This window comes from Komagataeibacter rhaeticus (genome assembly GCF_011611525.1).
Classification (GTDB): Bacteria; Pseudomonadota; Alphaproteobacteria; order Acetobacterales; family Acetobacteraceae; genus Komagataeibacter; species Komagataeibacter rhaeticus.
In genome coordinates this window covers 1379317-1405194 of sequence record NZ_CP050139.1, presented here as the reverse complement: position 1 = coordinate 1405194, position 25878 = coordinate 1379317, and the positions used below count along the sequence as shown (strand labels likewise).

General features: G+C 61.6%; 27 protein-coding genes and 1 pseudogene. 12 read left to right on the top strand and 16 right to left on the bottom strand.

What is annotated here, in order from left to right; all coding sequences use genetic code 11:
- The first annotated feature begins 53 nt into the window (after positions 1-53).
- A complete protein-coding gene (locus GWK63_RS06400; protein WP_039998748.1) occupies positions 54-329 on the top strand; it encodes a hypothetical protein in 276 nt (91 codons plus the stop codon).
- A gap of 351 nt (positions 330-680) precedes the next feature.
- Positions 681-1142: a c-type cytochrome gene (locus GWK63_RS06395; protein WP_039998747.1), complete on the top strand. Its 462-nt coding sequence runs from the start codon at positions 681-683 to the stop codon at positions 1140-1142.
- A 206-nt stretch (positions 1143-1348) separates the two neighbouring features.
- Here GWK63_RS06395 and GWK63_RS06390 read toward each other — a convergent pair whose 3' ends face one another.
- The 3 genes from GWK63_RS06390 to GWK63_RS06380 are packed head-to-tail and all read right to left on the bottom strand — an operon-like array spanning position 1349 to position 3885.
- A complete protein-coding gene (locus GWK63_RS06390) occupies positions 1349-1858 on the bottom strand; it encodes a RidA family protein (protein ID WP_007398165.1) in 510 nt (169 codons plus the stop codon).
- Between the two features lie 3 nt (positions 1859-1861).
- The gene (locus GWK63_RS06385) at positions 1862-2281 is read right to left on the bottom strand and encodes a c-type cytochrome (RefSeq protein ID WP_007398164.1); all 420 of its coding nucleotides are present in this window, start codon (positions 2279-2281) and stop codon (positions 1862-1864) included.
- Positions 2281-3885, bottom strand: a complete 1605-nt coding sequence (locus GWK63_RS06380) for a flavin monoamine oxidase family protein (protein ID WP_007398163.1) — start codon at positions 3883-3885, stop codon at positions 2281-2283. The genes GWK63_RS06385 and GWK63_RS06380 overlap by 1 nt, the downstream gene beginning before the upstream one ends.
- Before the next feature lie 346 nt (positions 3886-4231).
- On the opposite strand from GWK63_RS06380, the gene GWK63_RS06375 reads away from it, so the two are divergent.
- Positions 4232-4858, top strand: a complete 627-nt coding sequence (locus GWK63_RS06375) for an acetate uptake transporter (protein ID WP_007398162.1) — start codon at positions 4232-4234, stop codon at positions 4856-4858.
- A 123-nt stretch (positions 4859-4981) separates the two neighbouring features.
- On the opposite strand, the gene GWK63_RS06370 is transcribed toward GWK63_RS06375, so the two are convergent.
- From GWK63_RS06370 to GWK63_RS06360, 3 genes are all read right to left on the bottom strand, one after another.
- Positions 4982-5548: a methylated-DNA--[protein]-cysteine S-methyltransferase gene (locus GWK63_RS06370; RefSeq protein WP_083824422.1), complete on the bottom strand. Its 567-nt coding sequence runs from the start codon at positions 5546-5548 to the stop codon at positions 4982-4984.
- Positions 5549-5675: 127 nt separating this feature from the next.
- Positions 5676-6830: a YVTN family beta-propeller repeat protein gene (locus GWK63_RS06365; RefSeq protein ID WP_007398160.1), complete on the bottom strand. Its 1155-nt coding sequence runs from the start codon at positions 6828-6830 to the stop codon at positions 5676-5678.
- Positions 6831-6882: 52 nt separating this feature from the next.
- Positions 6883-7710 (bottom strand): creatininase family protein, encoded by an 828-nt coding sequence (locus GWK63_RS06360; RefSeq protein ID WP_172459711.1) that lies wholly within the window; start codon positions 7708-7710, stop codon positions 6883-6885.
- Between the two features lie 197 nt (positions 7711-7907).
- Here GWK63_RS06360 and GWK63_RS06355 point away from each other — a divergent pair, with 197 nt between their 5' ends.
- The 5 genes from GWK63_RS06355 (at position 7908) to GWK63_RS06335 (ending at position 13080) form a co-directional block, all read left to right on the top strand.
- Positions 7908-10010 (top strand): catalase, encoded by a 2103-nt coding sequence (locus GWK63_RS06355; RefSeq protein WP_007398157.1) that lies wholly within the window; start codon positions 7908-7910, stop codon positions 10008-10010.
- Positions 10011-10094: 84 nt separating this feature from the next.
- Positions 10095-10412 carry a SelT/SelW/SelH family protein gene (locus GWK63_RS06350; protein ID WP_007398156.1) on the top strand — a complete coding sequence of 106 codons (318 nt, stop codon included), beginning with the start codon at positions 10095-10097 and terminating at the stop codon, positions 10410-10412.
- A 61-nt stretch (positions 10413-10473) separates the two neighbouring features.
- Positions 10474-10851, top strand: a complete 378-nt coding sequence (locus GWK63_RS06345; RefSeq protein ID WP_050800629.1) for a DUF4112 domain-containing protein — start codon at positions 10474-10476, stop codon at positions 10849-10851.
- A gap of 68 nt (positions 10852-10919) precedes the next feature.
- Positions 10920-11465: an FAD-binding oxidoreductase gene (locus GWK63_RS06340; protein WP_007398154.1), complete on the top strand. Its 546-nt coding sequence runs from the start codon at positions 10920-10922 to the stop codon at positions 11463-11465.
- 10 nt (positions 11466-11475) lie between these two features.
- Positions 11476-13080, top strand: coding sequence for a tetratricopeptide repeat protein (locus GWK63_RS06335; RefSeq protein ID WP_007398153.1), 1605 nt, complete (start codon positions 11476-11478; stop codon positions 13078-13080).
- On the opposite strand, the gene GWK63_RS06330 is transcribed toward GWK63_RS06335, so the two are convergent.
- The 6 genes from GWK63_RS06330 to pstC form a co-directional block, all read right to left on the bottom strand.
- Positions 13077-13691, bottom strand: a complete 615-nt coding sequence (locus tag GWK63_RS06330) for a nitroreductase family protein (protein ID WP_007398152.1) — start codon at positions 13689-13691, stop codon at positions 13077-13079. The genes GWK63_RS06335 and GWK63_RS06330 overlap by 4 nt on opposite strands.
- A gap of 117 nt (positions 13692-13808) precedes the next feature.
- Positions 13809-15230, bottom strand: a complete 1422-nt coding sequence (locus GWK63_RS06325; RefSeq protein WP_034926386.1) for an FAD-binding oxidoreductase — start codon at positions 15228-15230, stop codon at positions 13809-13811.
- 315 nt (positions 15231-15545) lie between these two features.
- The gene (gene phoU / locus GWK63_RS06320; RefSeq protein WP_007398150.1) at positions 15546-16241 is read right to left on the bottom strand and encodes a phosphate signaling complex protein PhoU; all 696 of its coding nucleotides are present in this window, start codon (positions 16239-16241) and stop codon (positions 15546-15548) included.
- Positions 16242-16258: 17 nt separating this feature from the next.
- Positions 16259-17056, bottom strand: coding sequence for a phosphate ABC transporter ATP-binding protein PstB (pstB, locus tag GWK63_RS06315; protein WP_007398149.1), 798 nt, complete (start codon positions 17054-17056; stop codon positions 16259-16261).
- Complete coding sequence (gene pstA, locus GWK63_RS06310; RefSeq protein ID WP_007398148.1) at positions 17056-17949, bottom strand: phosphate ABC transporter permease PstA; 894 nt, start codon at positions 17947-17949, stop codon at positions 17056-17058. Before pstA ends, pstB begins: the two co-directional genes overlap by 1 nt.
- Before the next feature lie 12 nt (positions 17950-17961).
- The gene (pstC, locus tag GWK63_RS06305) at positions 17962-18939 is read right to left on the bottom strand and encodes a phosphate ABC transporter permease subunit PstC (RefSeq protein ID WP_166498138.1); all 978 of its coding nucleotides are present in this window, start codon (positions 18937-18939) and stop codon (positions 17962-17964) included.
- Between the two features lie 261 nt (positions 18940-19200).
- Between pstC and GWK63_RS06300 the strand changes: the two genes are divergently transcribed.
- Positions 19201-19428, top strand: a complete 228-nt coding sequence (locus tag GWK63_RS06300; protein WP_039998745.1) for a hypothetical protein — start codon at positions 19201-19203, stop codon at positions 19426-19428.
- 204 nt (positions 19429-19632) lie between these two features.
- Here the strand turns inward: GWK63_RS06300 and GWK63_RS06295 are convergent.
- Positions 19633-20029 (bottom strand): annotated as a pseudogene (locus tag GWK63_RS06295) (transposase).
- 158 nt (positions 20030-20187) lie between these two features.
- On the opposite strand from GWK63_RS06295, the gene GWK63_RS06290 reads away from it, so the two are divergent.
- Positions 20188-21543, top strand: coding sequence for an inorganic phosphate transporter (locus GWK63_RS06290; RefSeq protein WP_039998744.1), 1356 nt, complete (start codon positions 20188-20190; stop codon positions 21541-21543).
- Positions 21544-21868: 325 nt separating this feature from the next.
- Here the strand turns inward: GWK63_RS06290 and ppk2 are convergent, their stop codons facing one another.
- The 3 genes from ppk2 to GWK63_RS06275 all read right to left on the bottom strand — a co-directional run bounded on the left by ppk2 (position 21869) and on the right by GWK63_RS06275 (position 24086).
- Positions 21869-22780, bottom strand: coding sequence for a polyphosphate kinase 2 (gene ppk2, locus GWK63_RS06285; RefSeq protein ID WP_039998819.1), 912 nt, complete (start codon positions 22778-22780; stop codon positions 21869-21871).
- Between the two features lie 32 nt (positions 22781-22812).
- Positions 22813-22977 (bottom strand): hypothetical protein, encoded by a 165-nt coding sequence (locus GWK63_RS06280; protein WP_007398141.1) that lies wholly within the window; start codon positions 22975-22977, stop codon positions 22813-22815.
- Positions 22978-23147: 170 nt separating this feature from the next.
- The gene (locus GWK63_RS06275) at positions 23148-24086 is read right to left on the bottom strand and encodes an AEC family transporter (protein ID WP_034932616.1); all 939 of its coding nucleotides are present in this window, start codon (positions 24084-24086) and stop codon (positions 23148-23150) included.
- A 388-nt stretch (positions 24087-24474) separates the two neighbouring features.
- Here GWK63_RS06275 and bfr point away from each other — a divergent pair, with 388 nt between their 5' ends.
- On the top strand, positions 24475-24963 hold the full coding sequence (bfr, locus tag GWK63_RS06270; RefSeq protein WP_007398136.1) for a bacterioferritin: 489 nt from the start codon (positions 24475-24477) through the stop codon (positions 24961-24963).
- A 179-nt stretch (positions 24964-25142) separates the two neighbouring features.
- Complete coding sequence (locus GWK63_RS06265) at positions 25143-25568, top strand: Fur family transcriptional regulator (protein ID WP_034932618.1); 426 nt, start codon at positions 25143-25145, stop codon at positions 25566-25568.
- Positions 25569-25878: the final 310 nt, after the last annotated feature.

The window sequence follows — 25878 nt, the reverse complement described above, 5'->3', positions numbered from 1 at the left end:
CGGGCATGGATGACCGGGCGCAATGCCCCTTCCCGCCACGGCTCCGGACAGACATGCGCGTACTTCTTTTCCTGACCCGATCGAACATGGCACTGGCCGTGCCGTGCGCGCTGGCATGGTGGCTGGCGGGGCCATTCTTCCATCAGCCTGTCATCGGCGTAAGCCTTGCGGTCGAAGCCGTGATCTTCTGGGTCTGCGGCCTGCTGTATACGGAAGATTACCCCCATCATGTGGCAACCTTTACCGGAATGACCATTTTACTGGGCCTGCTGAGCATCGGGGTCATGCTGCCCTTTGTCCAGCGACAGCTTCTGCTGCATGGTGCCTGACCGGCTCGGCCGGTGCCTTCGGGGCAGGTGGAATATTTTTCAGATTAATCCGGATTTAATAAAACTATTATCCATGAGTGGAGTTAATGGGATGTGGATCTCGTGACACCACAACGTCTCCCAATCCCTAAACTTGGCGTCCCGCTGGCTGGCGGGACGCTTTTTTTATGTCCTGCCTGCAATACGCCCATGGGAAAGGGGATTGGCCGGCAGCCGGAACAGACATATCCTGCCCTGCCATGGGGCGGGCCTGCATGAAGGGGGCCGGATATTCTTCATGATGGGATGCCGGTGGCAGTTGCCGACGGCTTTCCTCCCGCCAGCCAGACACGAGATGACGGGAAAAGATTTATGAAGAAAAGACTCCTCCTTGCCGCACTGTTCGGCCTGCCCATTTACGCAGGTCCGGCCATGGCGGCGGATGGCGCGGCGTTATTCCAGTCCAACTGCAGTGTCTGCCACCAGGCCAGCGGACAGGGCCTGCCGGGTCAGTTCCCGCCGCTGGCCGGACGTATCGACAAGATTGCCGCGACACCGGATGGCAAGAAATATGTGATTGCCGTGGCGCTGAACGGGCTTATGGGGTCCATCACCGCGCAGGGCAACGACTATGCCGGGTTCATGCCTTCCTTCAAGACCCTGCCCGATGACCAGATCGCCGCGATCCTGAACCATGTTGCGGGCCTGCCTGCGGGGCCGGATGCTACCGTGTTCACCCCGGCCGCCATTGCCGCCGAACGCGCGGAGGCGCTCACCCCGACAACCGTGGCGGAAAAGCGCAAGGCACTGGATGCCCAGCACCCGCTTCCCTGATCCTGAAGGGGCCTGCAAGGCAGTCCGTTGATGGATGGAAACAAAGGTTCTCGGGGTGTCGCCTTTTTTAAAAAAGGGCGGCAGTCCCGGAAGCTTTTAAAAAATCCTTGCCAGAAATTTCCGTTCAGTCGCGGCCTGTTCTGACCAAAAAAGGGAGCGATGCTCCGCTCCCTTTCCTGTGGCCATCCCGCATGGGCAGGTCATGATTACTTGCCGGGCGCACGCGCGGCGATGACCTCGATCTCGACCAGCCAGCCCGGATTATGCAGGTGCGCCACGCCAAAGGCGGAACGGACCGGCAGGTTGGGCTGCGTGGCCGTGCCATAGAAATGGGTATAGGCCTTCATCATCCCGTCAAAATCGATATCACCCAGTTTGGGGTCCGGTGCCATGAAGATGTGCATCTGCACCACATCCCCCAGGCCCAGCCCCCGCTTTTTCAGGATGTCCTGAATATGTTCCAGCACGGCATAGGTCTGTGCCTGCGTATCCCCATAGGCGGCGATGCTGTGCGGATCGGCCTTCTTGTCCCTGATCGGCGCGCCCATGCCACTGACATAGATCGTGGATGACCCCGCCGGCACCTCGATTGCGGTGGAGATGGGGAATTTGTCTTCCGGGTAGCGCATGATGCCCGTATCGGCACAGGCCGGCAGCACACCGGCCATGCCGGTCATGACTGAAGCGACGGCAAGGATCTTCCTGATTTGCAACATTTCCTACTCCTCCTGGGGTATGACGGCGGGGTGCTGGGCCGCGACATCGGCCGGGGTTACCGCATCGGTATAATGGTTGCCAAAATGGGTGCGGACATAATTCACGACATTGGCAATCTGGGTATCATCCAGCACGCCCGCAAACCAGGGCATGCCGCCAAACCCGTTCAGGATGACATAGACCGGGTAGGCGCCGCTCTGCAGCTTGGGGTTGCCGGCCAGTGCCGGAAACTGCGCCCCCGCGCCCATCGCCCCCCTGGCATCGGGCATGTGGCAGCTCTGGCAGACGTGGCGGTACACATCCTCACCACTGGACAGGGGCTGGACATGGCTGGAAAAACCGGCCGTATCCGCCTTGGCCGGGGCGGCGCAGGCAAGCCATGGCAGCACCGCAAGGGTGTATGTGAAAAGGAACCTGCGCATCAGCCGACTCCCTGCGCGCGCTTGTGCAGCTGGGTTATGGCGGCCAGCGCCGAGAGGATCGCCCCCTCCTGCCAGCAGCCTACATAGGATGCATGCTCACCCGCCAGTACGACCCTGTTATCCATGGCACACAGGGCCTTGTAATGGGTCTTGCGGGCCTGTTCATTCCACATCGAACAGCAGCCCAGGCTCCACGGCACCCGGCTCCAGGCAAAACTGACGCCGTTGGAAAACTCCTTGCGATACTGCTTGGGATGAAGCACCTCCCCCTGCGCCAGGGCATGTTCCAGCCGCTCGGCCGGGGTCATGCCCGCGAAATCATAGGCGGCGGGACCAAACATGTAGCCCCCCAGCAGCACCCCCGGCCCGCGGGAGAAAAAACCGTTACTGGGATAGGATATCTGGTTGATCTGCTGGTCGGTAAAGCTGATGCCGCCATAGATCTGTTCATCTTCCTCCCAGAAGCGCCGCCGGAACTCCAGACCCATCTTGACTGAGGAGACATAAGGCACCGCCATGATCGCGGCCCTGAGCGCCGCACCGACCTGCACGTCAAGCTGCGAGAGCACGGGCAGCGGAATGGTGCAGACACAGTAATCGGCCTGCGCCTCGCGCACCACGCCGCCATGGCCCATGTCGTTATAGGTCACGCGCACCCCGCGGTCATCCTGATGGATGGCCGTGACCTTGCAGTTCAGGGTGATCAGGTCATGCACCTGCCGGTTGAACCCCTTGCCGATCATGTCCATGCCCCCCACGGGCTGGAACATGGTTGTCTGCATGTCCATCCGCTGGTGAAAGGCCAGCCATGTCCACAGCCCCGAGCGCATGACATCCTTGCGCGCGAAGGGCGTCGAGAAGGTGGGCGCGCCGTCCGGTCCCCCGCCGGGCGCCCGGTCATAGCCGCGCATGCCGGAACTGAGTGCGCCTTTGCCATAGGACAGGCCCGCGTCAAGGCGGCCCCATTCCTGCATGGCGGTACGCAGGTATTCACGCTCCTCGGCTGAGACGGCATCATCAAGCCTGTGCTGATCAATGGCCTTGGCCAGCAGTTCCGCCGTGAATCCGTTGAAATCGGCCGACAGTTCACGGTAGCGCACCGGCCTGCCCCCAAAGGCTTCGGAAGAATGCAGCCATGTGTTGTGATTAAGCTCGATAAACGGCTCAAGGGCCACGCCAAATTCACGGCAGTAATGCAGCAGGCCCTGATGGTGATAGGGAATGCGCCAGGGGCCGGGATTGATGTAGTTGCCGGGTGCGAAGCCCACCTTCTGCGTGGCACCGCCCAGTTCGGTCACCGTATCGCCACCACGCAGGCTGATGTTGCGGCCACCGCTGCGGTTCTGGAACTCCAGCACCTGCACATGATAGCCCGCCTTGCGCAGTTCATAGGCGGACAGCATGCCCGCAAGCCCGGCCCCCAGCACCAGGACACGGGTGCCCGGCTTCACCCCCGACAGGACGGGCGGCGCCGTGAAATCCGTGCCCTGTGCGTGGCCCATGGCTGTCATCGCCTGATACAGGGCGCCACTACCGGCCAGTATGCCGATACGGGTCAGGAGCTGCCTGCGCGTAGGTACCGTGCGCGGATGGGCGTTTGTCATTAATGGACCCCAAGCAATCAACGGAAACAGGGGACTACCTTAACAGCAATTATCAGCTTCACCATATCCACGCCCGGCAATTCATATCCGCCCCAATAATTGTTGCTTTTATGCAACAGTTATGTCTTTCCTATGTTGCGCTTTGTTTCTACTCTTCCATGCTATTTTCTATTCTTTACTTATAAAAAACATTATTGACAGAGACAATATCACGCAGGACACCCCGGTTCCCGCAAACAAGGAACCGCCATACCCGATCGTATCCCCGGCAGGGCGGCAAAGTCTAAGCCGGATTTTAATAGCCGCGCCCCATCTGTCTGACATAGTTTGTCATAATTCACTTCTGATGGAACGGAACACCCGCATGGGTCACGACACCGCCGCCAATCCTGCCCCGCTGGGCCTTATGGGATTTGGCATGACGACCGTACTGCTTAACCTGCATAATGCCCAGCTTGTCCCGATGGGCGGGGCGATCCTGGCCATGGGGCTGGTCTTTGGTGGCCTGACCCAGTTTGTGGCCGGGCTGCTGGAATACGCCAGCGGCAACACCTTCGGCATGACCGCCTTCATGGCCTATGGCGCGTTCTGGATATCACTGGTCGTGCTGCTGTTCCTGCCGCACTGGGGGCTGGCACCGGCGTCGTCGCCCGCCCTGCTGGGCAGTTACCTGTGGATGTGGGGACTGTTTACCGCCATCATGGCGGTTGGCACGCTTGCCGCGTCCCGCGCGCACCAGGTTGTGTTCTTCAGTCTGGTCCTGCTTTTCGCCCTGCTGGGCAGTGCGGAAATGTTCGGGCAACCCCTGCTGAACGTGATTGCCGGGTATGAAGGGCTGCTGTGCGGGCTGAGCGCAATCTATCTGGCCGCCGCCGAGATTTTTGCAGCCCAGTTCGGCCATACCTTCCTGCCCATCGGACTGCCCCATGCGGAACCGCCGCACAAGGACGACCTGATGGTACATATGTCCTGAACGGACCGGGCGGGCGCGCAGACCATTTTCAGGCGTCTGCCCGTGTTATGATTTGCACATCATGATGCCGCCTTAAAAAAAGGCGGCACTTAAAGACTTTTATTTCTTGACCGGGTCCTGATTTCAAGAATAAGCGCGCGGGTCATGCGGCACCAGCCGGGCCGCCCGCTCCATTTCCAGCAGGCGCTGCTTACGGTGCGTGCCCCACCTGTAACCCGACAGGCTGCCATCGCGGCCGATGATACGGTGGCAGGGTATGACAACCGCCAGCCGGTTCGCCGCGCAGGCCCCGGCCACGGCACGCGCCGCGCCCGGCCTGCCAATCCGCTCCGCAAGCCCGGCATAGGACAGGGTGGTACCATACGGAATGGCCTGCAATGCCTGCCACACCTGCTGCTGGAAGACCGTGCCCCGCAGGTCAAGCGGCAGGCCGGACGGCTGCCATGGCGCATCAACGCACGCCCGTGCCACATCCATGCAGCGGTTCATGTCCATATCGTCATGCACCAGCCGGGCTGCCGGAAACAACTGTTCCGCACCCTGCTGAAGGGCGCCGGCATCATCATCAAGCATAAGGGCGGCAAGCCCCCTGCCGCTCAGCGCCACAAGCATGAAACCCAGGTCGGAGCGGCCAATGGCCACACGCATTGCTGCATGACCGTTTGCCGTGTGTGACTGCACCTGCCCCATGGCTCAGGTTTCCTTCCTGTCCGTTAGCCGCAGCCTGTCGCACGGCGCGGCCATGATACAGTCATATCATGGCCGGCCCTGCGATATTTCAAGGGTCACGCCCCACATGGGCCGGAAGGCCCTGCCCCTAGCGCAGGATGCCGGTATGGCCGATGGAGTACCGACCCGGCTGGGGCCATACGGTCAGCCCGTGCGGTTCCAGCCCGACGGGAATGATGCGGGTGGCGCCCGTTGTGGTGTCGATGGCATAGACCACGTCATCAAACCGGCCGGAAAGCCACAGCGTTTTCCCGTCATTGCTGACATTGCCCATGTCGGGGCTGCCACCGCCGGGAATGGGCCAGTTGGCCACGACCCTGTCGGTTGCAAAATCGATCACGCTTACGCCACCCGCCTTGCTGTGCGGTGTGCCATGGATCTTGTGTGAACCCCGGTTGGCGACATACATTTTCGTGCCGTCGCGGCTGGGATACAGGCCATGGGTGCCGATGCCGGTGGGAATGAATCCGGTCTCACGGAACGTGTCGCCATCAATCACGAACACGCCATCGGCATGCATGTCGGCCACGTAGAATTTATGTCCGTCCGGCGCGGTCAGGATATCCTGCGGCATGCCACCGCCCGACAGCTTGAGATAGCCCATCACCTTGCGGTTGACGGTATCCACCTTGGCCAGATAGCCGCCGAATTCACAGGTGAAGATGGCATAGCGCCCGTCAATCGAGAAATCGGCATGATTGACGCCCTTGCACTGCGGCACGGACACCGAACCCTGCAGTTCCATGGTATGCGGGTCACGGAAGTCCAGCCGCTGGCGCGCTTCGGCCACCGTTATGGCGGACTGGCCATCGGGGGTGAAATACATGTTGTAGGGGTCATCCACCGCCACATCGGCCAGCGGCTGTGTCGTGCGCGGGTCGATGGGGGTCAGCGTACCGTTGGTCGTGCCTTCGGCATTATTGGTCACCCACAGCGTGCGCAGGTCCCATGACGGCACGACATGCTGCGGGCTTTTGCCAACCTTGAAGCGCGAGACGACGGTATAGGTCTGCGGGTCGATCACATACACATTGTTCGAACGCAGGTTGGGCACGTAGATGCGCGCCGGGTCCCTGGCCACCTCGGGGTTGAGGTGGTTCGCCCCGGTCTCGGAATAGATGTTGTGGGGGTCCACCACGGGCGGCATTCCGGGGATGGTGTCCACGCTCTGGGCCAGGGCGCCGCCACCCAGCGCAAGAAGCGCGCCAAGCCCCAGAACCGGCAGTTTTCTGTTGTGTATCATAGTGTGATCCTGTTCCTCGCCGCCCCTATAGCACGCTGTACGGACCATGCAATCAGGGCATTTCCTGTCCTGTTGGATCATGTTGCATGGCCGCCACTGCGGCGCTGACCTGCATGTTCGCCCCCACCTGCCCCAGGGCCGCATCGGCACGGCGCGGGTCGCCGCCATACACGCCCTGCGCCGGTGTGGGCAGGGGGGCCGTGGCCAGCGCCTGCGCGCGCACCAGTGCGGGGTCCAGCGCCAGCATGAGCGATGTGTCCGACAGGTCGGCATGCATGCCCACCTCGGCCGCGTGGCCATGGTTGCGCAGCCATGTGGCATAGGCGCCGGGCACCACGTCATAATAGGCGGGAATGTAGAGCACATGCGCCCCCAGCCCCCGCCAGCGCCGGTTCAGCAGGTCGGCCACCGCGCGCAGGTCCTTCTGGTAGCCGCCATGGTCCCCGATCAGCACCACCCGGCTGAAACCCTGCACGCGGAAGCTCTCCGCCGCATCGGCCAGCAACGCGCGGAACGTGGCGGGGGTGATACTGATCGTGCCGGGAAAACGCATGTGCGACGTGCGCGGCGACGTCCCCCCCTCGGGCACATAGGCGATGACGGGGGCCACAAGCGCGTGCCCGGCCTGCCGGGCAATGCGGCGGGCCAGGATCATGGCGCGCACGTCATGCTTGCCCACCGCGATGTAGGGGCCGCTCTGCTCCGTGCCGCCCACGGGTATGATGATGGAGGTCTCCCCGCCACGCAGCGCATCGCGGATTTCGGTCCATGTCAGCGCCGCGAAATCGACCGTATCGGGCGTGGCGGCACGGGCGGGGGCGGTTGCCGCCATGGCGCATGCAAGCAGGCCGGTGGCCAGAAAACCTGTCAATCTGGACATGAACGCGGGCATCCCCCAAAGCGTGTGAACGTGCTCCCGTGTGCCCTGCGCCCGCACGCTTGGCAACCACCGTGTCACGCCCCCTGCGCACCGGCCGGGGTGAAGGCATGAAACCATGCCCGGCCCGGCCCGTTTGACAGGCGCATCCCCTCAACTCCCGGTTTTCCAGACAACCGGCATGGACATGCGAGCGCCCCATGACAAAGACAGCACACCCTTCCCGATCTCCGGCGACGCATACGGGCAAGGGCGGCGAAACCCACCAGACCGCGGGTGGCGAGACCCCGGTCATGACCACCCAGCAGGGGCTGGCCATATCGGATGACCAGAACACCCTCCGCGTAGGGCCGGGCGGCCCGGCGCTGCTGGAGGACTTCCACTTCCGCGAGAAGATCTTCCACTTCGACCATGAACGCATCCCCGAGCGCGTGGTCCATGCCCGTGGCTATGGCGCGCACGGCTATTTCGAACTGACCGACAGCCTGGCCGACGTGTGCAGGGCCGATATCTTCGGCAGGGTGGGCGAACGCACGCCCGCCTTCGTGCGGTTTTCCACCGTGGCGGGCAACAAGGGTTCGGCCGACATGGTGCGCGATGTGCGGGGCTTCGCCGTCAAGCTTTATACACAGCAGGGCAACTGGGACCTGGTGGGCAACAACATCCCGGTATTCTTCATACAGGATGCCATCAAATTCCCCGATTTCGTGCATGCCGCCAAGCAGGCGCCGGACCGCGACTTCCCGCAGGCCCAGACCGCGCATGACAATTTCTGGGATTTTGTCTCCCTCTCGCCCGAAGCCACGCACATGGTCTGCTGGGCCATGTCGGACCGCGCCATTCCCCGCTCCTTCCGCTTCATGGAAGGCTTTGGCGTGCATACCTTCCGCCTGATCAATGCCGAAGGGCGCTCGACTTACGTGAAATTCCACTGGAAACCAAGGCTGGGCCTGCAATCGGTAGTATGGAACGAAGCGCTGAAGATCAACGGCGCGGACCCCGATTTCCATCGCCGTGACCTGTGGCAGGCCATCACCAGCGGCAATTTTCCCGAATGGGACCTGGGCGTGCAGCTGTTCGATGACGAGTTTGCCGATGGCTTTGCCTTTGACATCCTCGACCCCACCAAGCTCATCCCCGAGGAACTGGTGCCCGTGCGCCGGGTGGGCCGGCTGGTACTGGACCGCATGCCCGACAATTTCTTTGCCGAGACGGAGCAGGTCGCCTTCTGCACCCAGAACATCATCCCCGGCATCGACTTTACCAATGACCCGCTGCTGCAGGGGCGCAACTTCTCGTACCTGGATACCCAGACCGAGCGGCTGGGCGGCCCGAACTTCACCCATATCCCCATAAACGCGCCCAAATGCCCGTTCCACAACTTCCAGCAGGATGGCCACATGGCCATGCACAACCCCAGGGGCCGGGCCAATTACGAACCCAATTCATGGTCCCAGCCCGCAGGTGGCCCGCGTGAGAGCACGGATGGCTACCGTTCCTTCGCCCAGGAACAATCCGGCCCCAAGCTGCGCCAGCGTTCCGAATCCTTTGCCGACCATTACAGCCAGGCCCGCCAGTTCTTCATCAGCCAGACGCCGGTGGAACAGGCCCATATGCGCGATGCCTTCGTGTTTGAACTGAGCAAGGTGGAAACCCCTGCCATCCGCGCGCGCATGGTCAGCCACCTGCTGCATGTGGACCCGGGGCTGGCCGAAGGGGTGGCCAGGGGGCTGGGCCTTTCCCCCCTGCCCCAGCCCGCAGCCGCGGCCCGGCCGGTACTGACGGGGCTTGGCCCCTCCGCCGCACTCAGCATACTCAAGAACGGCCCTGACAGTTTCGAAGGCCGCAGGCTGGGCATTATCGTAACCGACGGGGTGGATGCCACGCTGCTTGCGGCCCTGCGCAAGGCGGCGGAAGCCGTGGGGGCCACGACCGAACTGATCGCCCCCACCGTGGCCGGGCTGCATGACAGCGCGGGCAACGAACTGGTGGCACAGCAGAAGATCAATGGCGGCCCCTCCGTGCTGTATGACGCGGTGGCCCTGCTGCCCACGGTGGAAGGCGCCAACCTGCTGCGCCATGAAGCCACGATGCGCGACTTCATTGCCGATGCCTATGCCCACGCCAAGTTCATCGCCCATAACGATGCCGCCGAACTGCTGCTGGCGGCGGCCGGACTCCACCCCAAGGCCCGCGACGAAGGGGTCATCGCGCTGGAAAAGCCAAAGGATGCGGCAGAATTCATCCAGACCTGCGCCGCCCTTCGCCTGTGGGCGCGGGAAACACGCGCACAGGCCGTCTGACCCCTTGCCCCCGGCCGCCCATCCTCGCCACAATAGGGAACGCCGGACAGGCACCGGCCTGACAGCACAGCAAGAACCACAACCATGACCGATACTACTTCCCTTACCCGCCCGCATGTTTCCATCCTGTACTGCACGCGCTGCAACTGGCTGCTGCGGGCGGGGTGGATGGCGCAGGAACTGCTTTCCACATTTGGGGAAGACCTGGGCAGCGTAACCCTTATTCCCGCCAGTGGCGGCCGCTTCGAAATCACGGTGGATAGCGAACTGGTATGGGAGCGAAAGCGTGATGGCGGCTTTCCCGGCCCCAAGGCGCTCAAGCAGCGCGTGCGTGACGTGATCGCGCCAGAGCGCGACCTGGGTCATCTCGACCGCGAAACCCCGGCGGCCGGGGAAAACTGACACCGGGCGACAGCGCGGGGGCCGATTGCAACGCCCCCGCGCCATCCCCATATCCCCGTCCATGAACACGCTCGCACCTTCCGCCGCCATGCCTGCCGACATACGGCAGGAAATGGCGCGCCTGCGCAGGCTGGCCACCCTGCTTGACGCTGCCTTCCGCATTCCCGGCACCAGGGCACGCTGGGGGCTGGATACACTGGTCGGCCTGCTGCCCGTGGGCGGCACGGCGGTCATGCTCGTCCCCTCGCTCTACATCATATGGAAAGGCTGGCGACTGGGGGCCAGCCGCGCGGTCCTGTCGCGCATGATGGCCAATGTGCTGGTGGAAACCGCAGCCGACCTTGTTCCGGTCGTGGGCGATGTGTTTGATACCGCCTTTAAAGCCGACCTGCGCAACGTGGCATTGCTGGAACGGTATTTTGGCATGACCGTACCCTAGACGTTGCAGCCATGGCCGCTAAACTGCCCACCCCGTTACCATCCAGTCCGGCAGAAGAAAACACGCTCATGGCTCCCACCGCGCTGCAGCAGGTCCTTGCGGCCCTTACCCCCATGCCGGGGGAAGATCGGATCAGCCTTGACGAGTCCATCCGTGCGCGGCATGGCCATGGCGAAGGGTGGATGCGCGCCAGCCTGCCCGGAGCGATGCCGTTCACCCACACCACACAGGAAGTGTCGGCCATCCTGGCCCGGTGCCATGCCCGTCGCGTGCCGGTGGTGCCGTTCGGGGCCGGCACGTCGCTGGAAGGCCACTTCACGCCGCCACCGGGTGCCATCAGCATCAACCTCTCGCACATGACCTGCATCCTTCAGGTCAATGCCGATGACCTTGACTGCCGGGTGGAAGCGGGCGTGACCCGGCAGAGCGTGCGCCGCGCGCAGGCGCCGGGCGGGTCATGCAGCAGCGAGCACGGCATCGGCAGCGGCAAGGTGGCGTTCATGCAGGCCGCACACGGCACGCCGGCGCTGGATGTGACGGGCGCGATCAAGCGGGCACCCGACCCGCTGGATATCCTCAATCCCGGCAAGCTGCTTCCCCCCGTCCTGAACTGATCCCCGCCCCATGTCCATGCCCCCCGCCACGCTCAACCCCGTCCTTGCGCAGGCCCTTCAGCTGCTGCGTCTGGGCCGCTTCGCCCATGCCCGTGCCATGCTGGAAAACTGCCCGGCCTCGCCACGGGCGGAAATCCTGCTGGCGCACGCGCATGCGGGCTGCAACCGCGTGCAGGAAGCCGCCCGCCTGCTGTGCCGCCAGGCCGCGGCCAATCCCGGCGCGCGCCATCCCGCACAGGACATGCTGGACCTGCTGCTGCCCCATGACCGGGTAGACGAGGCCGAAGCGGTCCTGCGCGCCATCCGCCAGCGCGCGGGGCAGGACATCCGCACCCATGACATGCTGGGCGAACTGCTGCTGCAGCGCGGCCGCACGGCGGAAGCCCAGGCCGTGCTGGCCGACGGGCTGGCCCTGTCACCCGCGCAGCTGAGTACCGGCAACCTCATGGCCGTGTGCCTTATGGAACAGGGGGAATTCGCGGCCGGGCGCGACCTGCTGCGCTATATCCTGCAACATCACCCCGACAGCGCCATGACCCACGCCAACCTGGCCCACCTGCTGGGGGCATGGAACCATAACGAGGAAGCGCTTCAGGCCCATGGCCATGCGCTGTCACTCCGGCCGGAGGATGCGCGCCTGCGGCTGAACCACGCCCTGACCCTGCTCAAGACCGGGCGCATGGCGGAAGGCTGGGCCGAATATGAATGGCGCAGACGCCTGCCCGGCCGGCAGCGCCTGCCCGAAGCGCAGATGCTGCCCGTGCTGGCGCCCGATGCGGACCTGCGCGGCAGGACCATCCTGATTACCCGCGAAGGGGGCCTGGGTGACATGCTGATGATGCTGCGCTTCGTGCCGGTGCTGGCCGGCATGGGCGCGCGCGTGAGCGTGCAGGCGCCCGATACGCTGCATGGCCTGATCCGCCGCATGCCCGGCATCCGCCGCGTGGTGGACGAGCGTCAGGCCCCCCCGCCCCATGACTGGCACTGCCCCTTTCTCAGCCTGCCGCATGTCCTGCACCGCACGCAGGGGCACGACGGCCAGCCCGTGCCCTACCTGCGCGCCGACCCGGCGCTGGTGCGCCAGTGGGCGCCCTTCCTGCCCATGGGCACGGACCTGCGCGTGGGGCTGGTATGGGGGGGGGCGAGCAGGCCCGATGCACCGGCCGCCTTTGCCATGGACCGCCGCCGCTCCCTCCCGCTGCGCAGGCTGGCGCCGCTGGCGGGCATTGCGGGCATAAGTCTGGTCAGCCTGCAGATGGGCACCTACACCGAGCAGTTGCGCGACGTGCCCGCAGGCATGCGCCTGTATGACCCGATGGAAAGCGTGCGCGACATGGACGACACGGCGGCCCTGATTGCGGGCCTGGACGTGGTTGTCTCGGTCGACACGTCGGTCGCGCACCTGGCCGGGGCCATGGGCTGCCCGGTCCTGCTGCTGGACCGGTTTGACAACTGCTGGCGCTGGCGTTCGGGCCGCACCGACAGCCCGTGGTATCCCGGCCTGCGCATCATCCGCCAGATCCGGGCGGGAGAATGGGAGAACGTCGTCCACCGGCTGTGCAGCATGCTGGCCAGACGTGACCTGCCGCCCTCCCTCCTGCCCGCGCGGGGTTAGGTCGCGTCCTCATCCTCTGCTACGGGAAAACGGCCTTCGAACGCCACTTCCGCCAGCGGCCTGCGTGAGGAAGGGACCTCCCGCCCGCGCAGGTATTCCGGCAGGCTTTCCACATCTCCCTGCCGGCCAATGACGATGGCGGCGTTCAGCGCGTAATCATCGGGCAGTTCCAGACCGGCGCGTGCCAGGTCATGGTCAAAGCCGCTGACGGGATGCGCGGCCCATCCCGCCCTGCTCAGTTGCAGCTGCACCAGCACGGCCGCGGCACCCGCATCAAAGGCATGGGTCGGTGCGGGGGCCGGCTCGGCCTTGTCACTGCCCATGACGGTATGGGAGACCACATACACGATGGCCGATGCATTCTGCGCCCAGCCATGGTTGAAGGGTATCAGCCACGACAGGAAACGCTCCCAGTCCGCCGTGCCGCGCCGGGCATAGATGAAGCGCCACGGCTGGGAATTATAGGCCGACGGCGCCCAGCGCCCGGCATCAAGGAACGCCAGCAGTTCCGCTTCCTCTATCGGTGCGGGCGTGAAGGCGCGCGGGGACCAGCGATCAAGGATCAGCCGCTCGACCGGCGTGTCGGACTGGCGTTGGGGGGCTTCTGTCATGGCGATTCCTGTTCTGGCAGGGGAACGAAAGCGCACACGATAACGCACTGACGCCGTACGCCAAGACCGTATTCACCGGCAGGTTCCCCCATGCACCCGTACCGGCGGGGCTGCGGGTCACCCCTGATAGAGACGGCCCGGAGGCAGCAGTTTGCCGGGATTGAGGATGTTGCGCGGGTCCATGGTATTTTTAAGCGCGCGCATGACGGCCAGCGTGCCCTCGCCATGCTCGGTCTCCAGGAATTCCAGCTTGCCCATGCCCACGCCGTGCTCCCCGCTGCACGAACCGCCCAGCGCCAGTGCCCGCGCCACGATCCGGCGGTCCAGATCCCACGCGCGGTCATACCCCTGCCGGGTATTTTCGATAATGATCAGCGCATGGAAATTCCCGTCCCCCACATGCCCCAGCAGCGGCACGCGCAGGCCGGAAGCCGCGATGTCCTGCCTTACCCCCGCAATCAGTTCCCCCAGGCGCGAAATCGGCACGATACAGTCCGTCGAGATCACACGCGCGCCGGGTTCAATGGCCTTGGCCGCCCAGAAGGCATCATGCCGGGCTTTCCACAACCGCGTGCGCTCTTCCGCCGTGTCGGCCCAGGCAAAGGCCTGTCCGTTATTGGACAGGGCAATCGCCTCGGTCGCGGCGACCTGTTCCTGCACGGCGGCCGGGCCACCGGCGAATTCGAAAAACAGGGTGGTCAGCGGTTCATACCCCGTCAGGCCGGAATACCGGATGGATGCCGCCATCTGCACGCTGTCCAGCAGTTCGACACGGCTTATGGGAATGCCGCACTGGATAATTTCCATCGCCGTCCGCACCGCGTCATCCAGGGTGGGAAACTGGCATATGGCCGCACTCAGGCATTCGGGCCGGCCATGCAGGCGCAGCTGCACCTCGGTTATGATGCCCAGCGTGCCTTCCGAACCGATGAACAGCGATGTCAGGTCATACCCGGTGGCGGATTTGCGCACGCGGCCGCCCGTGCGGATGACCTCGCCCGTGGCCAGCACCACCGTCAGGCCCAGCACGTTTTCCTTCATGGTGCCGTAGCGCACGGCGGCCGTGCCGGATGCACGGGTGGCGCACATGCCGCCAAGCGTTGCCTCCCCACCCGGATCAACCGGGAAGAACAGCCCCGTGTCGCGGATGCGGGCATTGAGCGCCTGCCGGGTCAGCCCCGCCTGCACGCGGCAGTCCAGGTCTTCCGCATTGACTTCCACAATGGCGGTCATGGCCGACAGGTCCAGACTTATGGCATGGTCGGGTGGGGTTACATGCCCTTCGACCGATGTGCCCGCACCAAACGCCACCACCGGCACCCGGTTGGCGTGGCAGGCGCGCAGGACGGTTGCGACATGGTCCGTGCTTTCCACAAAAACCACCGCACCGGGCAGACAGGCCGCCTCCATCGCCTCACCATGGCTGTGGGTTTCCAGCACGGATGGGGCGGTGCTGACCTGTGCCGACAGGCCGCCAGCGCGGATGGCGGCAAGGGCTGCGGACAGGCGGGAGGCGGAAGAAGGTGCACATTCGTTCATGATGGGGTCCGGGCAGAAAACAGGTCTGCCCGCATTGTAACAACACATGAGGCACGATGGCCATCTCCGCACCGAATCAATGATACCCATGACGGCCGCGCATGACCCGCGCCCGCATCCAGATGCCTGCTTCAGGAAATTCCGGGGGTGCCGCCCTGTTGAAAAAAGGCGTTACCCGGAAATTTTTATCGCTTTTTACGCCACACAGGGGGGCGTACCGCGCAAAGGCGGCACGCCCCCCGTCTTGCGCCCTGCGTCAATCAGCAGGGGAAAGTCCGTCAATCCACATATCCGGCCACCCCGAAGCGATGCCGGTCAATCAAAGGTGCCGCCACGCGGCCGTACGATGGGCAGCGTATTGCCGGTAACGGCGTAATAGACCCGTTCTGAAATATTGGTGGCGTGATCCCCGATCCGTTCAAGGTTCTTGGCGATGAACAGCAGATGGGTGCAGGGACCGATATTGCGCGGGTCCTCCATCATGTATGTCACCAGTTCCCGGAACATGGAGACATACAGCTCATCCACCGCCGTGTCCGACTGCCAGACAATGCGCGCCAGTTCCGGGTCGCGCTGGTCCATGGCATCAATGGTGCGGCGCAGGTTTTCCTGCACCAGCCTGCCCATGCTGCGCAGCCCCGTCAGCGAGATGGGGCATGACAGCAGTTCGTTGCGCATGGCGCGCCGCGCGATACTGGCGGCGCAGTCGCCAATGCGTTCCAGATCCCCCGATATCTTCAGTGCGACCACCACTTCACGCAGGTCGCCCGCCATGGGGGCACGCAGGGCCAGCAGGCGGATGACCAGCGCCTCGGTCTCGCGTTCCAGTTCGTCGACATAGGGGTCCATCTCGGGGGCGTCGCGCGCCGCGGCCTCGTCATGTTCGACCACGGCGGTGATGGCCTGCGCGACCTGGCGTTCCACCACGCCCCCCATCCTGTTGATGAACGAGCGCAGCTGTTCAAGCTCCTGTTCGTAACTCTGGACCGTATGGACCGATTCATGGGGCATTGTCTGGACTTTCGCGCTCAGCCGAAGCGGCCGGTAATGTAATCCTGGGTACGCTTGGCATGGGGGGCGGTGAACATCCTGTCGGCCGTATCCACCTCCACCAGTTCGCCCATGTAGAAAAAGGCGACCCGGTCGGCACACCGTGCCGCCTGCTGCAGGTTATGGGTCACGATCGCAATCGAGAATTCCTGCTTCAGCTCATCCAGCAGTTCCTCGATCCGGGCGGTGGAGATCGGGTCCAGCGCACTGGTCGGCTCGTCCAGCAGGATGATCTCGGGGCGGGTGGCGATGGTGCGGGCAATGCACAGGCGCTGCTGCTGCCCGCCCGACAGGGCGGCAGCGGAGGCATTGAGCCTGTCCTTGACTTCCGGCCACAGGGCCACGCGCCGCAGCACGCTTTCCACGCGCTGGTCCATGTCCGCACGCGGCAGGCGTTCGTGCAGCCGCACGCCAAAGGCGATATTGTCATAGATGGACATGGGGAATGGCGTGGGTTTCTGGAACACCATGCCGATGCGTGAACGCAGCACGTTCACATCCAGCCCCGGTGCGAGGATGTTGCGCCCGTCGAACACAACCTCCCCCGTTGCGCGCTGGCCGGGATAGAGGTCATACATCCGGTTGAGACAGCGCAGCAGCGTGGACTTGCCGCAGCCCGATGGCCCGATCATGCCCGTGACCTGACGGGTCGGGAAATCCAGCGAGATCGATTTCAGGGCATGATTTTCACCATACCAGAAATCAAGATCGCGTATGGCGAGTGCCGGCACCGCCGTATTCTGGCCCATGCTGTTATCCATGATGATCTTGTTCATTATTGTGCGGATCCGTTACGCGTAAGCCACCAGCGGGCCAGGATGTTTGTTGCAAGAACCGCAACGGTAATAAGCAGCGCGCCCGTCCATGCCATCTGCACCCAGTCGTCATAGGCCGAACCGGCATACTGGTAGATCGTGACCGGCAGGCTTGCCATTGGCGCGCCAAGGCTGGTGGACCAGTTGAGATTGCCAAGCGATGTGAAGAGCAGCGGCGCCGTCTCACCCGATATCCGCGCAAGGGCCAGCAGGATGCCGGTCATGATGCCCCCGCGCGCCGCACGCAGGCATACGCCCAGGATCACCCGCCACCCCGGTGCCCCCAGGGCATAGGCGGCCTCACGCATGGCGCGGGGGACAAGCCGCAGCATGTCTTCGGTCGTGCGCACCACGATCGGGATGAACAGCACGGCCAGCGACAGCGTGCCCGCCATGCCTGAAAAATGCCCCGCCGGTTCCACCACGATCAGGTAGATGAACAGGCCAACCAGAATGGACGGCACGGACAGCAGCATGTCCGACACAAAGCGGACAAGCTGGACAACGCGCCCGTCCTGCCCGAATTCGGACAGGTAGATGCCCGTCATCATGCCAACCGGCGTGCCGATCAGGGCCGCAAGGCCCGTCTGCTCGCAGCTGCCGGCAATGGCATTGGCCAGGCCGCCACCACTGCCGGGCGCCCCGGTACTGTGCAGGAACGTATTGAGCGAAAGCCCGGCGGCCCCCCGCGTGACCAGCGTCCACAGGATGGAAAACAGCACGAACAGCACGATGACCGTTGCAATATTGCACAGCATGCTGACAAGCCGTTCCACCAGCCTGCGCCGCATGGCCTGGGCACCGCCACGTTGCCATCCCCTGCCTGCCTCGGGCAGCGTTTTCTGGACCGACATGAGCGTAATTCCTTAATTCACCGCGCCGCGTTGCAGGAAAATGCGCGAGCAGGCCAGGGTGACGAACGAGATGACCATCAGGATCGCGCCCAGTGCCAGCAGGGCCGACAGCTTGAGACTGCCTGCCGCACTTTCGGGAAATTCCAGGGCGATGAGCGAGGCAATGGTGTTGCCCGGCGCAAACAGCGACCACCCCAGCCGGTTGCTGTTGCCGATGACGAAGGTGACGGCCATGGTTTCCCCCAGTGCGCGGCCGGTGCCCAGCATGATGCCGCCCATGACCGCCTGCCGTGACCACGGCAGGACCACCTGGCGCATGACCTCCCACCGCGTGGCGCCCAGCCCGAAGGCGCTTTCCTTCAGCACAGCGGGAATGGAGACGAACACATCGGTCATGACCGAACAGATGAAGGGTGTAACCATGATGGCCAGGATGATGCCCCCCGTCAGCAGGCCGGTACCATAGGGCGCGCCGCGGAACAGCAGGCCGATGCCGGGCACATGGCCCAGGTAATGCGTGGCTGCCGGTTCCACATGATGGGCCATGAAGGGCACCACGATGAAGAACCCCCGCATGCCAAAAATGATGGAGGGCACGGCCGCAAGGAGCTGCACCGCCGTTTCAATGAACCGCGCCAGGGCGGGGGGCGCCATTTCCACCAGCCAGAAGGCGACACCAAAGGCAAACGGCACGGCAAAGACAAGCGCGACCGCCGTGGTGACCAGCGTGCCGAAAATGGAGGTTGCCGCGCCAAAATGATGGGAAATGGGGTTCCATGCGGTACTGGTCAGGAAAGCTGGACCGAAAGCAAGGAATGCCTGGCGCCCGCCCCAGACCAGAACAAGAATGATTCCGGCCATGACCGCAAGAAGGGACCATCCGGCCAGGCGGGCAACCATGCCAAACAGGGCATCGCCCCACTGCCCGCGCGTATTCTTGTCCGATACGGCCCCGTCATGGGCCGCAAGGGAAGATGGAAGTTCCATCATGCAATTCCTGACATGTATGACACAGCCGCAGGATTAGGCCGCACGGCTGAGACATGGCAATAATTACTTCCAGTATTTTATATGAAGTTTTTATGAAGCACCTGTGTTCTGCCGTGCATGACACGAATCTGTTCTTGTCATGTCATATAAACTTCATCTATTTTCTATTGCATGACTGCTGGTCCCTGCTGCATAGCACCCGCATCGGGAGTGGCCCGGACGGTGTCCGCCCTTCATGGTAACATGGCAGGAAGCAGCCTTATGTTTGAATCCAGTGTAATCGAAGTGGATGGCGTCTTTGTTGGCGTCATTTTACACGATGGTCCGCTTGAACCCTACAGGTTCCGCGCCATGCATGAACGTGTAACCCAGATGGATGGCGATACGCTGCCAACATTTGAAGCCGCCGTATCCAGGGCACGCGCCCGCTACCGCATGGGGCATTACAGGGCACCGCGCGCGCTGGATATCACCCGATGCCGTGCCTGAACGGATTGCCTTACATGACCGGATATTTGAAATTTCCTGTTGATATGAAATAAAACCATCTGAATACCATTCCCCTTTCCTAAAAGGGGCGGCATTCCCTGTCTCGTCCCGTACGGTGCTTGACCGCAGGCCGTTTCAGTCCATGCCATCAAAAGCAGGATACAGGTATTTTCAGAATTTATGAATATTATATTAGAGCCTGAATCAGAAAGCGGTTTGATTGATTTTTCGCAGAACTCTGCGGATATGGGCAATCATCAACCACGCGTGGGATGAAGAGATTGTTGCCTCGACATCCTTCGTGAGGCGACGGCAGCGTCCGAGCCATGCAAAGCTGCGCTCCACGATCCAGCGTTTGGGCAGGACGACGAAGCCTTCGGCCCGATCGCTACGCTTGACGATCTCGATCGTCCATCGGCCGAGTTCAGCCAGCGCACCACGCAACTTCTCGCCGGCATAAATCCGTACGTCGTGGTCTCCCCAGTCGTTTCTTCTCGGGCATCAAAGGCGCAATCAGCGCCCACTCCGCATCGCGAAGGTCGCTTGCATACTCCAGGTCGTCCCGGCGATACTGCGCGCGGGTGATTTCAGTCCAGGCCATCTTGATCTCATCAGGTTATCGCAAACCCATGAATCATAATCCACTGAAATCACTCAACTCATTTTCGGTCAGACACTTAAACAAAAATCCGGTAACTTATATTAATAATAAAAATCATTTAAAGTGAGCATAACAATAACTCATCGGTGTATTGTTTCATGCTTCATTTTGCACCCTATTCCACCTTCTCCATAATCGCGCTGGTCATATGCTTTGCGCTTGTGTGTGTATTTGAATTTGTAAACGGTTTTCATGATACCGCCAATGCGGTGGCAACCGTCATCTATACCAATTCACTCAAACCACGCACGGCCGTCATCTGGTCGGGGTTCATGAATTTCGTGGGCGTCATCCTCGGCGGCATCAGCGTGGCCTACGGGCTGGTTGAACTGCTGCCTGCCGATGTGCTCTCTCCCCCCAATGGCGACCCCGCCGTGCCCATGCTGATTTCCCTGTTCGGCACAGCGCTGGCGTGGAACCTGTTCACATGGTGGTTCGGCATTCCCAATTCCAGTTCGCACTGCGTGATTGGCGCCCTGATCGGAATTGCCATTGGCGATGCGCTTCTGCATACCCGCAGCCTGGGCAACAGCGTTGACTGGTCACAGATCTGGAAGATCCTGCGCGCGCTGGCCATCTCCCCCCTTCTGGGCCTGATCGGGGCGGGCGGGCTGTATTTCGTGGTCAGACACCTGGTAAAGGACCCGGAACTCTACCAGCCGCCACAGGGTGACAAGCCGACCCATGGCTGGATACGCGGCCTGCTGATCCTGACCTGCACCGGCGTCAGTTTTTCGCACGGCAGCAATGACGGGCAGAAAAGCATCGGCCTGATCATGCTGACCATTATCGGCATCCTGCCCGCCACCTTTGCACTGGCGCCCGACAGCGCGACCCAGATTACCCATATCGCACAGAACGCCACCATCGCCGCCCCGCTGATCACGCAGTACGACCATGATGGCCTGCGTGATGAAGCCATTGCCTCGGTCACCCGCCTGACCCAGACCAGCCCGGACACGGTTGTCGCATCGGCCCTGCGCGCCGACATCTATGAAGTCGTGGCGGGACTGAAGGCGGTTGCCGCCAATACGGGGGCCTCCGCCCATGACCGGGCAACCGCCAGGAACCTGAGCAACCAGATCCGTCCCGTGGTGGAATATGCGCCGTGGTGGGTGCGCCTGCTCAGCGCGCTGTGCCTGGGCATTGGCACCATGATTGGCTACAGGCGGATTGTCCATACGCTGGGCGAGAAGATTGGCAATACCCACCTGACCCCCGCGCAGGGCGCATCGGCCGAACTGGTTGGCGCGGGCCTGATTGCCACGGCGGGCTATACCGGGCTGCCGGTCAGCACGACGCACATCATTACCGCCGGTATTGCGGGCACCATGCTGGGATCGGGTTCGGGTATCAACCGTGGCATGCTGGTCAGGATTGCGCTGGCATGGATCTGCACCCTGCCGGTTACCATTACACTTGCCGCCGCCCTGTTCTATATCCTGAACAGCTGAGGCCCATGGCACCAGAGGGTCGGGCAGGTACCATGTACCTGCCTGGCTTTTTTGATATCCATATTCCTACAGGATAAACCTGATCAGATCAATAATTCACAAAAAACTGACAAAAATTACTTTCGTTATTATGAAATAAAATTTTTCAAAGAAGTCATTGTTAATTTAATAGTTTTAAAAAATCTTCACCTGAAGCTTTTTTAAATACCCCCCCTGAAAATTCAGATATCTCGATATCTTACAAAAAAACCGGAAAGGCTTTGCCTTTCCGGTCGGTAATAGGGGTGCTCAGCGCCGTATCTGATAAAAACGGCCTAGTACTGGCCTAGTATTGCTGGGGCACGATCATGCTGTCTGGCACCGGCTGGCGCAGATAATCGGGGCTGAAGACCCGCTCGGGCAGCCTGACTTCCGGCTTCTGGATTTCCTGATAAGGCACCTGCGAAAGCAGATGGCTTATACAGTTCAGCCGTGCCTTTTTCTTGTCGTCCGCCGGTACGATCCACCAGGGTGCTTCATTGATATTGGAACGTTCCAGCATGATTTCCTTGGCCAGCGTATAGGATTCCCAACGCCTGCGGCTTTCCAGATCCATGGGGCTGAGCTTCCACTGCTTCAGCGGATCTTCCATCCGGGCACGGAAACGCATTTCCTGCTCATCATCGGAAATGGAAAACCAGTATTTGATGATCTGTATGCCACTGCGCACAAGCATGCGCTCGAATTCGGGAACGGAGCGGAAGAATTCCTCGTATTCCGCATCCGTACAGAAATTCATGACCCGTTCCACCCCGGCACGATTATACCAGCTGCGGTCAAACAGCACGATTTCCCCCGCTGCAGGCAGATGACTGACATAACGCTGGAAATACCACTGCGTGCGCTCCCGGTCATTGGGGGCCGGCAGAGCCGCCACGCGGCATATGCGCGGATTGAGGCGCTGGGTAATGCGCTTGATCACGCCCCCCTTGCCTGCGGCATCCCGCCCTTCACAGATCACGACCAGCCGGTGCCCGGTATCCTTGATCCAGTCCTGCAGCTTGACCAGTTCACCCTGCAGCCGCAACAGTTCACGAAAGTAGGTACGGCGGGAATCAGGGGTGCCACGGTCCTTGTCCGCCCCCAGGCGGCTGTCATCCAGTTCCAGTTCGATTTCTTCGTCAATATCATCCAGCACGTCTTCGCGCAGGCGGTTTCTTTCCCACATCTCTCTGGTACTGCCAGGGACTTCGGTCATGGCGGGGTACGTCTCCATCAATGTTCAGGCGATCAGAATTCATCCTGGATGTACACGTCATCATCGGCGGACGGATCAACTTCCGGCAGGGCGGGCCTGCATCCCGTCCGGCCCCGTGTATCCTTCCAGACCAGGACAACGGCAGGCCGCCATTCTTCCTCAATGGCGGGCGGCGTGTGTTTGCAATCCTTTTTCATGGCAGCATTCCCAATCCAGATACCTATCCGATCATAGGTCCCGAAAGATATACTGGCGCATTCCCCTTAATAATATGAATATTTGATGAATTTAACAAATAAAGATCAAGTTTTATAAATAACTATGATACTTCCATTAATACTTTAAATCATGAATCCATTCCATGCACTCAGCCTGTAATGGCAATAAAGAACGCCATGGTCAGCACCGATACAACGGCACTCAGGAACAGGGTGGAGGCGGCTTCCTGCTCATCCGTCCCGAACCGGACCGCAAGGATGACAACAACCGTCCCGACCGGAATGGACAGCGCCAGCACCGCCGCGCGCACGACCTCATGCGGGAGACCTGTCATGCCCAGTCCAAGCCACGACAATCCGGGTACCACGACATTGCGGACCGCAACCGTAACCAGAACCGGCAGGGTAATGGAAACCCGCTGCAGGAACAGCACGATACCCGAAGCAAACAGGGCAACCCCCGCGGCCGTACCGCCCAGCAGGGCAAACGCATCCAGCACGGCCACGGGAAAGCGGATGTCGCAGGCAACCAGAAGCGTGGCCAGGATCGGGGCCCAGACAATCGGTTCCCGCAGCGAGACAAGGATCTGGTGCCCCAGATGCAGGCGGGGGTCCGCCCTGTCCATGGTAGCATGCCTGGCCAGCATGACCATGCAGACCGGGGTCTGCACAAGCACCATGGCGAAGACGGAGGCGGAAATGACAACGGCCGTCGTACTCGGCCCGATCAGCACCGGCAGCATGGCAGACCCGATGAACGGCACGGACGGTGCGCCCATGGCCAGTCCCTGCAGGGTGGCCACGCCCGCATCACGATGGAAAACATGGCGTGACAGGATATAGGACACCCCGAAGCTTACGCACATGATTCCAAACACCGATGCCGCCAGCGGCAACTGGCCCGCCAGGATGGTGCGCGGCATGCGGGCAATTCCCACAAACAGGCTGAGCGGAAAAGCATACAGCATGACCATCCGGTTAAGGATGCCGACCTGCTCACCATTGAAATCCCGCCGCCATCCCGCCGCGTAGCCCAGAACAAAAACCACAACAAGCGGCAGCATCGCGGCAATGATGGTGGAAAGCATGGGCCTTTAGTCCTGTGGCTTGCGTGTAAAGGCACGCGGGGCACGCATGGCCTGATGGGTCAGCAGGCCGCTACCATGCCGCGTATGAACGACGGGGGGCAACCACCCCCGGGCGGATCGGGAACGTTGCACAGGCATGGACCGGATGCAAAACGAAAGCAGCCCCGGCAATGCGGCCACCAGTCTGGACGACCGGCGGGACAGGGCGCCTGGCCGATGAAAACCGTTTGATAACAAGGGGTGGCCAATTAATAGCTCCCTCTATTTGCGAATGATAATTATCATTATTAATGCGTTGATATATAATGTTTTTTTGTTTGATAATGAAGGCCGTTTGCGATATATGTCATGAACGATTCTCATTTACCGAAATGAAAAGAACAGCACCATGCCAGTCAAGGACCCCAAGGTCATCGAGTTCCTGAACACTCAGCTGACCAATGAACTGACAGCCATCAACCAGTATTACCTGCATGCCCGCACCCTGCGCCACTGGGGCGTGACCCTGCTGGGCAAGAAGGAATACGAGGAATCCATCGAGGAAATGCGCCACGCCGACTGGCTGATCGAGCGTATCCTGTACCTGGGTGGCCTGCCCAACGTGCAGCGCTACAACCAGATCCTGGTGGGACAGGACGTGGAGGAAATCCTTAAATGCGACCTGAAGCTGGAAGAAAAGGCCATCGGTGACCTGCGTGAAGGCATCGCCTATTGCGAAAGCGTGCGCGATTTCGTATCGCGTGACCTGCTGCTCAAGATCCTGGTGAACGAGGAAGAGCACGAGGACTTCCTTGACCGCCAGTTCGACCTGATCCGCCAGGTCGGTATCGAGCGTTACATCCAGCTCAACTCCGCCCCTGCCCCCGATCAGGAATAAGGCGGTTGCGCCCGGCAGGTACATAGTACCTGCCACCTGGCAGCCGGGGACCGGACCGGCTGCGGAACATTCCCGTATTTTACCAATACAGATATAAGCAATTGTAATTGATGCCGCTGCATGGTTGCTTACATGCAGAATCATATCCAGTCCTGCCCCGGTTCCAGTCAGAGCATACCATGCCACAAGATGATATTCCCCCATCACCCATTGCAGATCTATGCCGTGACAAGGGGCTGAAACTGACTGACCAGCGTCGCGTTATTGCCCATGTCCTGTCGGAATCCGATGATCACCCGGATGTGGAAGAACTCTACCGTCGTGCCCTGGCCATTGATCCGCGCATCTCCATCGCCACCGTCTACCGTACCGTCCGCCTGTTTGAAGAAAAGGGCATCCTGTTGCGGCGCGATTTTGGTGGCAACCGGGCACGATATGAAAAAACGGACCACGGCAATCACTATCACCTGATTGACGCCAAGACGGGGTCCGTCATTGAATTCGAGGATGAAGTGCTGGAGGTCATGCTGCGGCAGATCGCCAGCCGCATGGGTTTCGACCTTGTCACGACACGCCTTGAACTGTTTGGCAAAAAGTTGAAATAGCCCGGGCCTGCCCGGCAGGAATACCGGCATCCACAAAACTGTAACCCAAAAATAAATATAAATATATTCCTGCAGGCATAACCAGCGAACTGTACCCTGTTGCCCTGCCGTAAAACCCCGCGCCGGCAGGCCTGTTGCTTCGACCTGCATGAAACATGCGGCATGTGCTGCCGCCCTGTATAATACAGTCCTGTCCCGGTGGCCGGTCTCGACATCCTGCCTGGCATGTGACAAACCGCTTTATGTTTTAATAATATCGGTTTTATGTATAAAAAGGCTGTCTGTTGGCGTGAGCCCCCGTTTTCTCGCG